Below are 12,434 nucleotides of genomic sequence, written 5' to 3' on the forward strand. Positions count from 1 at the left end.
TGGACGCGCTGCGGCGCGTTCCCCGATTTCGGCGCCCACCCTTTCAGGTGGCGCGGATAGCCCGCAACCTGCCCTGGTTTCCCTTCACCCTGCTGGCCCCGGGTTGATCCAATCCCCCCTTGTGGGAGCGACGTAAGTCGCGAAGCGTCGAACCTTGAAGCGCCGCTGCCTACTTCCCCCTTGGCAAAACCACGCGCTGTCTTGTCATTCCGATATCGTCGGGATATCGCGACTGACGTCGCTCCCACATGATTGTTTTTCCGACCGATCTTTCGGTCGGGATCACGGTCGCGACTGACGTCGCTCCTACGGGTTTAGCTGACCCAGCCGCCGATGACGAATACGGCGAGCACCGCCATCCAGACCAGCAGGATGCGCCAGACCAGGCTCATGGCGTCGCGCAGTTCGGGCAGTTCGCGCATGGCCTGGACCATACCTTCCTCCGCGTAATCCTCGGCCTCTTCCGCCAGTTCGCTGCGCACGCTCGCGCGCGCGGCGTGGCCGAGGAATCCGGTCCGCAATTGCAGGCTGTTGCCGTGCGCTTCGCGCCAGGCCTGGAAGACGGTATCGAAGTTGCCGACCAGGGCCATCGCCAGGGTCATCAGCTGGGCGACCGGCCATTCCAGCACGGACAGCAGCGCGCGCGCGCCCTCGCGGGTGTCGTGCGGCAGCGCGCGCTGGAACTCGCCTTCGGCGGTCAGTGCGACCAGCCGGTACAGCAGCGCGCCGATCGGCCCGAGCAACAGGAACCAGAACAGCACGCCGAACCAGCGCCGCAGCGCGTTGCGGAACACGGCTTCCACCAAGGCCGGGCCATCGGCGGCCACGGTCTCGCCATCCGGCCACAGGCGGGCAATCGCCTCGCGCCGCGCGGCCGGCTCGTGCGCATCGATGATCGCTTCCACGTCCACGTCGAGATCGCGCGGACCCCACGCGTAGACCAGCACCAGCACAGAGAACAACAGCCCGACCAGGCCCAACAGCGGCTCGTGCAACACCCACTGGAACAACCCGACCAGCAGCAGCGGCGGCACCAGCGCCAGCGCAATGCCGTAGCGCCCGCGCCAGAAACCGTCTCCGGGGAAGCGTTCGTCGAGCCAGCGCAGCCAGTGTCCGTACCAATGGAACTGACGGACCGACGTGACCAGTGACGGCGCGACGTGCCCGAGTACCAGCGCGACGACCACGGCGACCAGGGTGATGGACATTCGGTTCCTCCTTCCCCCGGATTCTAGCCTGCCGCTTCGTTAATGTCGGGTCTGGGGGCGCGCCCGGCTGCGCCTGGAGCAAATCCCCCTCGGTCCCCCTTTTGCAAAGGGGGAGGAAAAGCGGGGTTTCCCTAGAGTGGGTGACCCTTGTGATAGCCCCCTTGACCAGCCATTCGGCTGTTGAAAGGCGTCTGAAAAAGGGGGCGGACACCCGCGTTAGCGGGTGACGGGGGATTGATCAGCCATTCGGCTGTTGAGAAGCGATTGCGGTTGGAGGATCCACGACAGCCGCTCAGGAGCGTCGCCGCGCGAGCATCCCGGCATGCCAGTGATCGATCAGCGAGCGTGCGATGGAAATCCGCGGCGACAGCAGCAGGCCCTCGTCGCCGTCGCCCTCGCGGCGTTCGCGGGCCGCGTCGATTTCATCGAAGGTGAACCAGCGCGCGTCTTCCAGTTCGTCGTCCACCCGCGGCACGTCCGGCTCGGCGTCGGCGGCGAAGCCCAGCATCAGCGCGCCGGGGAACGGCCACGGCTGCGCGCCCAGGTAGCGGCAGCCGCGCACGCGCACGCCGGTTTCCTCCAGCACTTCGCGCGCCACCGTCTGTTCCAGGGTTTCACCGGGTTCGACGAAACCGGCGATCACCGAATAGCGGCGCGCGGGCCAGGACGATTGGCGGCCCAGCAGCAGGCGTTCGCCATCGCTGACCGCGACGATCACCGCCGGGTCCACACGCGGGTAATGGTCCGCGTCGCATTGCAGGCAACGGCCCTGGTAACCGGCGCGGCGGAACTCCACCTCGCCGCCGCACAGGCCGCAGAAGCGGTTGCGCGAACGCCAGTAGAACATCGCCCGCGCCAGCGCGAACACGCCAGCCTCGAACGCCGGCCAGACCGCCGCCGCGCGGCGCAGATCCACGCGTTGCGCCGCTTCGAACGGCACGCTGTCCGCCTCGACCGCGAACCACGCGGTCTCGCCGCGAAGGCCAAGGAAGATCGCCGTGCCGGGACCGCCGCCGAGCACTTCGCCGGTAGGCGCCGCCAGTTGTCCGGCCGTATCGGCGAACGCTTCACCCTCGCGGGTCAGCACGATCACACGCGCGCCCGGCCACAGGCGGAACAGGGTGTCGGGGTCGTCCCGCAGCTTGTCGGCGCGATCCAGCGGCTCGCCCGCGAAGGCGAAACCGGTCAACGCGGAGGCGGTGCTGGAATCGGTGCCCACGGGGTGAGCGGGTGTCACATGCTGAAACTGCTGCCGCAGCCGCAGGTGGTCTTGGCGTTGGGATTGCGGATGACGAACTGCGCGCCCTGCAGGCTCTCGCTGTAGTCCACCTCGGCGCCCATCAGGTATTGCAGGCTCAGCGGATCCACCAGCAGGGTCACGCCGTCGGTGTCCACCGCCAGATCGTCCTCGGCGCGGTTCTCGTCGAACTCGAAACCGTACTGGAAACCGGAGCAGCCACCGCCCTGGATGTAGACGCGCAGCGCCAGTCCGGCGTTGCCTTCCTCATCGATGAGCTCGCGGACCTTGGCGGCCGCGGCGTGGCTGAAGTTCAGCGGGCGCTCGAGTGACTGGTAGTCCGGCGCCGCCGAGGGCAGGGAAACGAGGTTGTCCATGGCGATCAGGATGGGGGTTGGGGGGACTCACTTCAAGCCGGAAGCACCAGTGCCCTCGCGGCCGCTGGCGGCGGCCCAGGTGAACGATTGTTCCACCGCAGCGCCGTTCTGCGGCACCAGCCGCGCGGTCACCCGGACCGGCTCGAAATCGGCGGGCAGGACCAGGTCGCCCTCGACCTGCTGGAAATACTTGAACGAATACGGCAGGCCCGGCGCATCGGCCTGCTGGCGCAGGTCCGACCACGCCAGCCGCTGCAGCTTGCCGGCGCGGGTGCCTTCCACCGACACCAGCAGCCGGCCGGCATTGACCGCGCCGCGGTTGAGGTTCTGGGTCAGGGTGGCGGTGAAATGCCAGGCCTGGTCGGTCTGCGGCTGCAGCTTGAGTTCGTGCACGGCCAGGCCGCGACGCTGGCCGGTGGCGCCGACGAAGCGCTCGTAGAAGGCCACGTCGGCGCGCAGGCCGGCGATTTCCTCGTCGCGCTCGGCCAGCGCGGTCTGCAGGTCGCGGTTGGCGTCGCGGCTGATCTGGTCCGAGCGCGACAGCGTGGCGACCCGCTGCTCCAGTTGCTCGACCTGTTTTTTCTGGGCCTGGAACTGATGCGCGCTGGGCGCCTGTCCGCCGCCGGCCAGGACCTGCCACAGGCCCCAGCCGCCGAAGGCGACCAGCAGCGCCAGCAAGGCGACGGCCGCGTAGAACCAGAGCCGCCCGCTGGCCGGCGGCGGCGGTGAAGGAAGAGGAGTCTCACTCATGGGCCGAGCATAGCGCGGCCCGCCGGAGGGGGCTCTGAATGCCGGCGAACCGGTTCAGGCGTGGGCGGGGACCAGGTTTTCTGCGGTCTCGCCGGCGCTGGCGAGCGCCGTGGCATGCACCAGCCGGCCAGTGAGCTGGGCGCCGGCGCTCATCTCCACCACCTGGTAGTGGATGTTGCCGTGCACCCGCGCCTTGGACGCCAGTTCCACCCGGTCGTCGGCGTACACGTTGCCGACCAGTTGGCCGTTGATGATCACCACCGGCGCGCGCACCTCGCCTTCGATGCTGCCCTGCTCGGCCAGCGTCAGCACCGCGCGCTCGCCTTCGGCGGCCAGCACCTTGCCCTGGATCCGCCCTTCCACGTACAGGCCGCCGCTGAAGATCAGATCGCCCTGGATGGTGACCTGCGGGCCGATGAGGGTGTCGATGGCCTGGCCATCGCGCTGGGGCTTGTGCTTGAACATGATCATTTTCCTCCGGCTGAGGTCGCGAGTTTCCAATCGAACGCCTGCTCCACCGCGCGCTCGCCGCCGCTGAGTTGCACCTTCACCCGCTGCGGGGTGAAGCCGCCGGGCAGCATCACGCTGCCATCGAGCTGCTGGAAATAGCGGAAGGAGTAGGCCTGCCCGGCCACGCCGGACTGCTGGTGCAGTTCGTCCCAGCCGATTGTCGCCAGTTGCCCGTCGCGCACGCCCTCCACCGCGAAGCGCATCGCGCCTTCGCTGATGGCGCCGCGGTTGAGCGTCTGGGTCAGGGTGATCTGGTATTGCCAGGCGCCGCCCGGCGCGCGGCTGAACTCGGCCAGGTGCACGTTGAGGCCGCGGCGCGGGGCGGTGGCCCCGACCAGGCGCTCGTAGAACGCCACGTCCGCGCGCAGTCCCGCGATTTCCTCGTCACGCTCGGCCAGCGAGGCTTGCAGTTCCTGGTTGGCGGTGCGGCTGATGCGATCGGAAACGCCCAGGGTGGTTTCGCGCTGGCTCAGTTGCTGCAGTTCGGCCCGCTGCCGGCGGACCTGGTCCCGGGCCTGGTCCAGCGCCTGCTTCGCCTGCCCCAGCCGGGGCGCGGCGGTGTAGCTGGCCAGCCACCAGACCCCGGCCAGCGTCCCCGCCCAGGCCAGTCCCGCCACGGCCAGCCAGAGTCCGCGGCGCGAGGGCCGCTGTTCGACGATCTGGTAGCGCGGGAAGGGGGATCTGGACATGAGCGAATCCCTGGCCGCGCTCAGGCAGCAGCCAGACAGGAGGCCTATACTCGGGACCATCGACAGGGCCGTCGAGTCTACTGGGAACCGCCGGGATGTCCGAAGCACATCTTTTCGTAATTGGGATCCTGTTGGCATGGATGGCCGGGATCCGCGTCTACCTGACCGTGTTCGGCCTCGGCCTGGCCGGCGCGCTGGGCTGGCTGGATCTGCCGCCGGCCCTGCAGGTCACGCAGTCCTGGTGGGTGCTGGGCACCTCGGGCGCGCTGGCGCTGGCCGAATTCTTCGCGGACAAGATTCCCGGGGTGGACTCGGGCTGGGATCTGCTGCAGACCCTGGCGCGGGTGCCGGCGGGCGCCTTCCTGGCCGCCGCCACGCTCTCGCCGGACGGACAGCTCGGCGGCGGCGCGCTCGCCGCCGGCGCCGGCATCGCCCTGACCAGCCACGTGCTGAAGAGTGGTTCGCGCGCGCTGATGAACACCTCGCCCGAGCCGGTCAGCAACTGGGCCGCCTCGGTCACCGAGGACGCGGTGGTGGTGGGCGGCCTGGCGCTGGCCTTTGCCCATCCCTGGATCGCCCTGATCCTGGTGGTCGGCATATCGATCGTGCTGGCGCTGGCGGTGTGGTGGGTCTGGCGTCGCGTCAGCCGTGGCCTGAAACGGCTGCTCGGTACGTCTGATCCTCGAATGCCGACCCCTTGACGCGGAAAACCGGATGCTCCGGAACGCCTGTGCCGGGTCGTGAACTTCATCGCATAATGCGGCACATGCTTGGGGAAGCCTGATGTCTGCCACTGACGCCACATCCCGCCGGCAGGATGAGCCTTCGCGCTCCCGTCTGCGGGCCGAAACCCCGCCGCCGGGCTACTGGCGGCGCTGGACGGCCGACGCGCCCGCGCCGGTGCCGCTGAAAGGAGGTATGTCCGCGATGACCGCATCCTCTCCGCCGCCCGCGACCGGCGACGTGCCGCCGGTGCCGGGCAACGATGCCGGCGGTGCCGCACCGGCGGCTTCCAGCCGTACCGGCGACACCCAGGAAAGCCCCTACCGGGTGCTCATCGTCGAGGATGATCGCGGCCAGGCGCTGTTCGCCCAGAGCGTGCTGCACGGCGCCGGCATGCAGGCCGAAGTGCAGATGCAGTCCGACGGCGTGCTCGATGCGATGGAGCGGTTCAAGCCGGATCTGGTGCTGATGGATCTGCACATGCCCGGTCGCGACGGCATGAACCTGACGATGCTGATCCGCCAGCAGCCCGAGTACCTGCACCTGCCGATCGTGTTCCTGACCGGGGACCCGGATCCGGAACGCCAGTTCGAAGTGCTGGAAAGCGGCGCCGACGATTTCCTCAACAAGCCGATCCGGCCGCGCCACCTGATCGCGGCGGTTTCCAACCGCATCCAGCGCGCGCGCCAGCGCGTCGCGCCATCGCTTGCGCGCGCCACCATCAACACCGAGACCGGCCTGCCGACGCGCACCTACCTGCTGCAGCAGGTAGGCGCGGCGGTGCAATCGGCCTCCGGCGGCGGCCTGTTCTTCATCGAGGTGGGCAGCGCGCTGAGCCTGCGCGAGCGCTATGGCTACGCGGCGTTCGAGCAGTTGATGAACCAGGCCGGGCGTCGCCTGGCGGAAGTGGCCGCGCCCCACCCGGTCGCGCGGCTGAACGACAACAGCTTCCTGTCGCTGGCCGCCAGCCTGGACGAGTCCGCCCTGGAAACGCAGGCCGCGCGCCTGCGCGACGGGCTGACCCTCAATCCGTTCCCGATCGGCGCGGGCGAGACCCTCAACCTGCGCAGCTCCATCGGCTACACGCCGTTGTCGATCGGCTTCGCCGACGCCGGCAGCGCGCTGGAGGCCACTGAACGCGCGGTGCTGCAGGCACGCCTGAAGGGCAACAACCTGGCCGGCTACACCCCGACCCAGGTCACCGAGGATGCGCCGAAGATCTCGCTGGAGGATGGCCGCTTCGAGCTGGCCTACCAGCCGATCGTCGCGGTCGCCGGCAGCGATCAGGCGCAGTACCAGGTGCTGCTGCGCATGCGCCAGCCCGACGGTTCGCTGCTGCCCGCCTCGCAGGTGATCCCGGCGGCCGAATCGGCCGGCGGCATCGCCCAGATCGATCACTGGGTGCTGGAACACGCGTTGTACGTGCTGGCCGAGCGCCAGTCGCAGGGACCGTCGCTGCGCCTGTTCGTCTCGCAGTCACCGCGCACGCTGGCGCGCGAATCGCATGCGCAGTGGCTGCTGGATACCCTGGCCGAACGCGGCATCGAAGGGACCTCGCTGGTCATCGACCTGCGCATGGCCGACGCGCTGATCCACACCGTGACCCTGCGCGATTTCTGCCACCAGCTGATGCCCAGCGGCGTGCAGTTCTGCCTGAGCCAGTTCGAGCCCGGACGCGAGGCCGACGCGTTGCTGACCCAGTTGCCGCTGGGCTACCTGCGGGTGGCCAGCCGCTATGCCGGCGCCCATACCGATCCGAAGCTGCGCGACGAGCTGCGCGGCATCATCGACCAGGCGCATCGCGCCGGCCTGCAGGTCATCGGCCAGCAGATCGAGGATCCGCAAGCGGCCGCCGCGATGTGGATGGGCGGCGTGGACTTCATCCAGGGCAATCTGGTGCAGGCCGTCGGCAGCGAACTCGGCTTCGATTTCCACACCGCGGTGCTGTAGGCATGCCCGCGCAGCGACCCGCCCCGGTCGCCCCCTGGCTGGCCCTGCTCGCGGGCGTGGCCGCGCTCGTGTTCCTGGTCCTTCCCTACGCGGGCGTCGCCGGCCCGTGGTGGCAGGCGGCGCTGGCCGCAGGCGCGGTCGCCGTGCTGTGCGGCAGTTTCGCCGCCTTCAACGCGCGCACCGCCCATCGCCAGCTGACCGGCGCCGAAGCGCGCGCGGCCATCGCCGAATCCGAACGCAACGCCCTGCGCCGGGATCTGCAGCGGCACGACCAGCTGGAACAGGAACTGCTGCAGGCCAAGCAGGCGGCCGAGTCGGCGGTGCTGGCCAAGGGTGAATTCCTCGCCACGATGAGCCACGAGATCCGCACCCCGCTCAACGGCATCGTGCCGATGCTGGACATGCTGGCGCGCGCGCCGCTGGCACCGGATCACCGCGAGATGCTCAACACCGCCAGCGCCTCCTCGCACCAGTTGCTGCGCATCGTCGACGACATCCTCGACTACTCCAAGCTGGAAGCGAACAAGCTCGATCTGGAAATCACCGCTTTCAATCTGCGCGAACTGCTCGACGGCGTGCTGCAGCTGATGCAGCGTCCGGCCGAGAACAAGGGCCTGCGCCTGAGCCTGCAACTGGATCCGACGGTGCGCCTGCCGGTGCGCGGCGACCCGGTGCGGTTGCGGCAGGTGCTGAGCAACCTGATCGGCAACGCAATCAAGTTCACCGAACGCGGCGGCGTCACCCTGGCCGTGCGCCGGCTGGGGGAAACCTCGGCCCAGCACCTGCTGCGTTTCGAAGTCCGCGACACCGGCATCGGCATTCCCGCCGAGGCGCAGGCGCGGTTGTTCCGTTCCTTCACCCAGGCCGACGCCTCCACCACCCGGCTGTATGGCGGGACCGGCCTGGGCCTGGCCATCTGCAAGCGCATCGTCGAACTGATGGGCGGGCGCATCGATCTGGTGTCCGAACCCGGCCGTGGTTCGACCTTCTGGTTCGAGGCGCCGCTGACCAAGGTCATCGGCGACATGAAGATGCGCGATCCGCACGCCTTCGATCAGGGCCGCGTGCTGGTGGTGTCCCCGGACAGCCGCCTGCGCCAGCGGCTTGGCCTGCTGCTCACCAACTGGGGCATGCAGGTCAACGCGGTGGAAACCACCCAGGAAGCACTGGAACGCCTGCGCACCGTCAGCGAAAACCGCGGTGACGATTTCGTCGCCGTGGTCGCCGATGCCGGCGGCATCCGCAGCACCGCCCGCGCCCTGCACCGCACCCTCGCCCGGCGCCCGGCCGGCGCCGCGCCGGTTCGCCTGATCTGGCTGTACGGCGATGAGTCGGTCCCGGAAGAACTGCGCGGCGACAGCACTCTGTTGTCGCGCCAGGCGCCGGATTCGGCGCTGCGCGCGGCCTTGACCGGACATACCGCCACCGACGCGGATCCGGCGCTGCCGCCGGTGGTGATCGGTGACATTTTCGAAGCGGTGGATACCGCGACGGACACGCCGCCCGCCCCGGTGTTCGATACGGTGGCAACCTCCGCGGACGCGGCGAACCAGGATCCGGGCACCGATGCCGGCACGGACACGGACGCGGCCGGAAAAACCGCGGCGCCACCCGCCGAAGCGCGCCTGCTGCTGGTCGAGGACAACCCGGTCAACCTGCTGGTGGCGCAGAAACTGCTGGCCGCGCTGGGTTTCCGCAGCGAGTCGGAAGCCAACGGCGAACTGGCGCTGCAGCGGATGATGATCGAGCCCTTCGATCTGGTGTTCATGGATTGCCAGATGCCGGTGCTGGACGGCTACAGCGCCACCCGCCGCTGGCGCACGCACGAGAACGAACTGGGCGCGCAGCGCCGGCTGCCGATCGTGGCGATGACCGCCAACGCGATGGCCGGCGATCGCCAGCGCTGCCTGGATGCCGGCATGGACGACTACCTCGCCAAACCGGTCACCCGCGAGCAACTGGAAGCCTGCCTGCAGCGCTGGCTGCCCGGGCATGTCGCGATCGCCGCGCCGCGCGCCACGGAGCCCGCCGCACAGCAGGCACCGCCAAACGACGCCGCCGCGCGCGCGGCGACGCCGACCTTCCCGGTGCTGGACCACAGCATGCTGGAGGAACTGCGCGAGATCGCCGGTGATGAAACCGTGCGCATCATCAGCCTGTTCCTGGAGGATGCGCCGCGCCTGATCGCCGCGCTGGAGAAGGCGGCCGCGACGCCGGATCTGGATGCGATGCGCGATGCCGCGCACACCCTGAAATCATCCAGCGCCAACGTCGGTGCGATGGCGCTGTCGGCGGCGGCCAAACGGGTCGAACTGGGCGCGCGCGCGGCCCGGCTGGATCGCCCCGCGGTGGCGGTGGCGCTGGTCATCGCCGAATACGCGCGTGCGCGCATGGCGCTGCTGGGTTACGCCACCCAGCAGCTGGGCAGGACGCCGACGCCGATTGCCGGCTCGGCTCAGTCCTCGAGCATGGTCAACAGGTAATTCGGTTCGCCGATGCGCTCGATCAGCGACAGCTGGGTTTCCAGCCAGTCGACGTGTTCCTCTTCCGAATCCAGGATGTCGGCGAACAACTGTCGGCTGACGTAGTCACCCTGGTCTTCGCAGTACTTGATCGCATCGCGCAGCAGCGGCAGGCCTTCCATCTCCAGCGCCAGATCGCATTCGAGCAATTCGCGCGGATTCTCGCCGATGCGCAGCTTGCCGAGCGCCTGGAAGTTCGGCAGCCCGTCCAGGAACAGGATGCGCTCGGCCAGCTTGTCGGCGTGCTTCATCTCGTCGATGGATTCCTTGTACTCGTGTTCCGCCAGTTCCTTCAGACCCCAGTTCTTCAGCATCTTGGCGTGCAGGAAGTACTGGTTGATCGCGGTCAGCTCGTTGTAGAGCGCCTTGTTGAGGAATTCGATGACCTTGGCGTCGCCCTTCATGGCGTGGCTCCCGTGGGGTGTTGGACGGGGCGCATGCTAGCGCGTCGTTCCGCGCCATGACGGAACGCGAATCGTGCTCATCTCGTGGGGAGGAAGCACGCGCTGCCGGTCGGCAAGGCGTGCAAAGCAAAGCGCCGCGATCAGGCGGCCTGTGACAGTCCGAGAATCGGGAGCTTGAACTCGCGCTCGGCGCGGGCGTGATGCGCATCCAGCAGGCCACCGGCCATGTCCAGGCAGCTGCCGCAGGTGGCGCCGCAGCCGGTCCGCATGGTCAGTTCGGCCACCGTGCGCACGCCGTTGGCGGCGGCTTCGCGGATCTGGTGGTCGGTGACTCCGTTGCAGATGCAGACGTACACGGCGGCGAGGTCAATGTGCGGGCCGGAGTGGCTCGAGGCACATTTGACCGCGAATGAGAATGATTGTCAATTCTTGGCGTCGCCGGCGCCCTGGCCCTGTTTACGCTTGGGCCGGCTTCGTGGACGCGGCCGGCTGTGGCCTTCCCCCAACCGTTCCGACCGCTGTGGCGGCAGCGCCAGGGTCCCGACCACGCTGCGGGCATAGGACGCCAGATGTCCCAGCGCCCGGGCGTAAACGCCGCGCTTGAACATCACCACGTGCTCGATGGGGTACCAGAAATCCACCCACCGCCAATGGTCGAACTCGGGGGTGTCGGTGGCGTCCAGGCGCAGGTGCGCCTCGTCGCCGACCAGCCGCAGCAGGAACCAGACCTGCTTCTGGCCAATGCAGACCTGGCGTTCGTGGTGGCGGATGGCGCGGGGCGGCAGCCGATAGCGCAGCCAGCCGGGCGTGGCCCCCAACACTTCCACATGTTCGGGCAACAGGCCGGTTTCTTCGTGCAACTCGCGGTACATGGCCTCGACCGGCGTCTCGTCCGTGTTCATCCCGCCCTGCGGGAACTGCCAGCCGTCCCGGCGCACCCTTCGCGCCCAGAACACCCGGCCATCCGGGCGCATCAACACAATGCCGACGTTGGGTCGGTAGCCGTCCGGATCGATCACGATGCGGACTCCTGAAATCTACTGTCCCCGACTCTGCCACGGCCGGCCCGCGCCGACAAGCCGGCCCGACCGGATTGACAGCCGCCCCCCGAACCGGAAAAATGTGCGGTTCCTGCACGGCTATGTAGCTCAGCCGGTTAGAGCACAGCACTCATAATGCTGGGGTCGGTGGTTCGAGTCCACCCATAGCCACCATGCCGGGAAAACCAAGAAGCCCCGCCCCGCTGCGGGGCTTTTGCTTTTCTGGCTTCCGCTCCGCCACGTGCGGGTCGCCTGAGCTCCCAAGGTCATCTACGGTGGTGTTTTAGAGTTTGCGTTGCCTGACTCCTGACCCACCCAGTAAGCTCCACTTCGAATCGCCTGCCATGCCCAACATGCCGCCGGAGATCAAAAAGGGGCGCTGCGTGACGCGCGGCGGATAGAAAACTTACATGGAGTTCCCATGGCACTCATTCCTTGCCGTGAATGCAGCCACACCATCAGTACGGAAGCCACCGCATGTCCGCAATGCGGTGCACCGCCGCAAGCCGTGACAAGAGTTCCCGTAGATGCGATGGCAGGGCCATCTCGCTCGGAGGAAGAAACCCTACATTCCGATGCCTATGTAAGTGTAACGACCTCACGCGTCATTATTCGTGGAACGACTTACGCGCTCCGGAACATCGCATCCGTCCGGATGACATTCATGTCGCCGAGTTTGTTCATGCCAATTGTGATGATTCTAGTTGGCTCGGTGGTTCTCCTGCTTTCTTTCCAAGACTTTTCGCAAAGCATGAAATCCGGGTTCACGCAGTTGGCGATTTCAGCAGCAATCATCGGCATCGGCGTGTTCTGGCTGAAGAGCAAGAAGACTCTATTTCACGTATCCATCTCAAGCTCTTCCGGGGAAGTGAATGCCCTTTCCTCGTACGACAGAGGCTATATCGAACAAATCGTACAGAGCATCAATAGCGCCATCGTGCGTTATCGGTAGAAAGTCCGTTTCCGCCAGATCTCATCGAAATTTGCGCGAGCGACCGCGCTTTCTCCATGGCGCCACATCATC

13 protein-coding genes and 1 tRNA gene are annotated in these 12,434 nt (G+C 67.8%); 5 read left to right on the forward strand and 9 right to left on the reverse strand.

From position 1 onward, the window contains the following. Positions 1–314: 314 nt before the first annotated feature. The 6 genes from ACTJI2_RS18530 to ACTJI2_RS18555 all read right to left on the reverse strand — a co-directional run bounded on the left by ACTJI2_RS18530 (position 315) and on the right by ACTJI2_RS18555 (position 4,771). Positions 315–1,208 (reverse strand): cobalamin biosynthesis protein, encoded by an 894-nt coding sequence (locus tag ACTJI2_RS18530; RefSeq protein WP_183640943.1) that lies wholly within the window; start codon positions 1,206–1,208, stop codon positions 315–317. 292 nt (positions 1,209–1,500) lie between these two features. Next, complete coding sequence (nudC, locus tag ACTJI2_RS18535; RefSeq protein WP_440842971.1) at positions 1,501–2,427, reverse strand: NAD(+) diphosphatase; 927 nt, start codon at positions 2,425–2,427, stop codon at positions 1,501–1,503. 14 nt (positions 2,428–2,441) lie between these two features. Further along, positions 2,442–2,822, reverse strand: coding sequence for an iron-sulfur cluster insertion protein ErpA (erpA, locus tag ACTJI2_RS18540; RefSeq protein ID WP_141454222.1), 381 nt, complete (start codon positions 2,820–2,822; stop codon positions 2,442–2,444). 27 nt (positions 2,823–2,849) lie between these two features. After that, entirely contained in the window at positions 2,850–3,572 is a 723-nt protein-coding gene (locus tag ACTJI2_RS18545; RefSeq protein WP_183640938.1) for a DUF6776 family protein, read from the reverse strand. A 54-nt stretch (positions 3,573–3,626) separates the two neighbouring features. Next, positions 3,627–4,037 (reverse strand): bactofilin family protein, encoded by a 411-nt coding sequence (locus ACTJI2_RS18550; RefSeq protein ID WP_183640936.1) that lies wholly within the window; start codon positions 4,035–4,037, stop codon positions 3,627–3,629. A gap of 2 nt (positions 4,038–4,039) precedes the next feature. Then, positions 4,040–4,771, reverse strand: coding sequence for a DUF6776 family protein (locus tag ACTJI2_RS18555; RefSeq protein ID WP_203323680.1), 732 nt, complete (start codon positions 4,769–4,771; stop codon positions 4,040–4,042). Between the two features lie 95 nt (positions 4,772–4,866). Here ACTJI2_RS18555 and ACTJI2_RS18560 point away from each other — a divergent pair, with 95 nt between their 5' ends. The 3 genes from ACTJI2_RS18560 (at position 4,867) to ACTJI2_RS18570 (ending at position 9,927) form a co-directional block, all read left to right on the forward strand. Further along, complete coding sequence (locus tag ACTJI2_RS18560; RefSeq protein ID WP_183640932.1) at positions 4,867–5,472, forward strand: DUF4126 domain-containing protein; 606 nt, start codon at positions 4,867–4,869, stop codon at positions 5,470–5,472. Positions 5,473–5,554: 82 nt separating this feature from the next. Next, positions 5,555–7,444 carry an EAL domain-containing protein gene (locus tag ACTJI2_RS18565; RefSeq protein ID WP_440842972.1) on the forward strand — a complete coding sequence of 630 codons (1,890 nt, stop codon included), beginning with the start codon at positions 5,555–5,557 and terminating at the stop codon, positions 7,442–7,444. A 2-nt stretch (positions 7,445–7,446) separates the two neighbouring features. Beyond that, the gene (locus tag ACTJI2_RS18570) at positions 7,447–9,927 is read left to right on the forward strand and encodes an ATP-binding protein (protein ID WP_440842973.1); all 2,481 of its coding nucleotides are present in this window, start codon (positions 7,447–7,449) and stop codon (positions 9,925–9,927) included. Here the strand turns inward: ACTJI2_RS18570 and bfr are convergent. The 3 genes from bfr to ACTJI2_RS18585 all read right to left on the reverse strand — a co-directional run bounded on the left by bfr (position 9,900) and on the right by ACTJI2_RS18585 (position 11,389). After that, positions 9,900–10,370, reverse strand: a complete 471-nt coding sequence (gene bfr / locus ACTJI2_RS18575; RefSeq protein ID WP_183640925.1) for a bacterioferritin — start codon at positions 10,368–10,370, stop codon at positions 9,900–9,902. The two genes, ACTJI2_RS18570 and bfr, sit on opposite strands and share 28 nt — an antisense overlap. A gap of 140 nt (positions 10,371–10,510) precedes the next feature. Then, positions 10,511–10,726, reverse strand: coding sequence for a (2Fe-2S)-binding protein (locus ACTJI2_RS18580; protein ID WP_141454229.1), 216 nt, complete (start codon positions 10,724–10,726; stop codon positions 10,511–10,513). A gap of 66 nt (positions 10,727–10,792) precedes the next feature. Further along, positions 10,793–11,389: an RNA pyrophosphohydrolase gene (locus ACTJI2_RS18585; protein WP_183640923.1), complete on the reverse strand. Its 597-nt coding sequence runs from the start codon at positions 11,387–11,389 to the stop codon at positions 10,793–10,795. A 118-nt stretch (positions 11,390–11,507) separates the two neighbouring features. On the opposite strand from ACTJI2_RS18585, the gene ACTJI2_RS18590 reads away from it, so the two are divergent. Together ACTJI2_RS18590 and ACTJI2_RS18595 are read left to right on the forward strand one after the other, a co-directional pair. Further along, positions 11,508–11,584 (forward strand) — tRNA-Met (locus ACTJI2_RS18590). Between the two features lie 247 nt (positions 11,585–11,831). Beyond that, positions 11,832–12,362: a DUF6232 family protein gene (locus ACTJI2_RS18595; protein WP_440842974.1), complete on the forward strand. Its 531-nt coding sequence runs from the start codon at positions 11,832–11,834 to the stop codon at positions 12,360–12,362. Positions 12,363–12,434 lie beyond the last annotated feature (72 nt).

Source organism: Pseudoxanthomonas sp. 22568, assembly GCF_052044485.1.
Lineage (GTDB): Bacteria > Pseudomonadota > Gammaproteobacteria > Xanthomonadales > Xanthomonadaceae > Pseudoxanthomonas_A > Pseudoxanthomonas_A beigongshangi.

What these genes read in the sequence shown, in the direction of transcription:
- ACTJI2_RS18530 (WP_183640943.1), bottom strand. Translation starts at nt 1,208, where the DNA reads ATGTCCATCACCCTGGTCGCCGTGGTCGTCGCGCTGGTACTCGGGCAC.
- erpA (WP_141454222.1), bottom strand. Translation starts at nt 2,822, where the DNA reads ATGGACAACCTCGTTTCCCTGCCCTCGGCGGCGCCGGACTACCAGTCA.
- ACTJI2_RS18545 (WP_183640938.1), bottom strand. Translation starts at nt 3,572, where the DNA reads ATGAGTGAGACTCCTCTTCCTTCACCGCCGCCGCCGGCCAGCGGGCGG.
- ACTJI2_RS18550 (WP_183640936.1), bottom strand. Translation starts at nt 4,037, where the DNA reads ATGTTCAAGCACAAGCCCCAGCGCGATGGCCAGGCCATCGACACCCTC.
- ACTJI2_RS18555 (WP_203323680.1), bottom strand. Translation starts at nt 4,771, where the DNA reads ATGTCCAGATCCCCCTTCCCGCGCTACCAGATCGTCGAACAGCGGCCC.
- ACTJI2_RS18560 (WP_183640932.1), top strand. Translation starts at nt 4,867, where the DNA reads ATGTCCGAAGCACATCTTTTCGTAATTGGGATCCTGTTGGCATGGATG.
- ACTJI2_RS18565 (WP_440842972.1), top strand. Translation starts at nt 5,555, where the DNA reads ATGTCTGCCACTGACGCCACATCCCGCCGGCAGGATGAGCCTTCGCGC.
- ACTJI2_RS18570 (WP_440842973.1), top strand. Translation starts at nt 7,447, where the DNA reads ATGCCCGCGCAGCGACCCGCCCCGGTCGCCCCCTGGCTGGCCCTGCTC.
- bfr (WP_183640925.1), bottom strand. Translation starts at nt 10,370, where the DNA reads ATGAAGGGCGACGCCAAGGTCATCGAATTCCTCAACAAGGCGCTCTAC.
- ACTJI2_RS18595 (WP_440842974.1), top strand. Translation starts at nt 11,832, where the DNA reads ATGGCACTCATTCCTTGCCGTGAATGCAGCCACACCATCAGTACGGAA.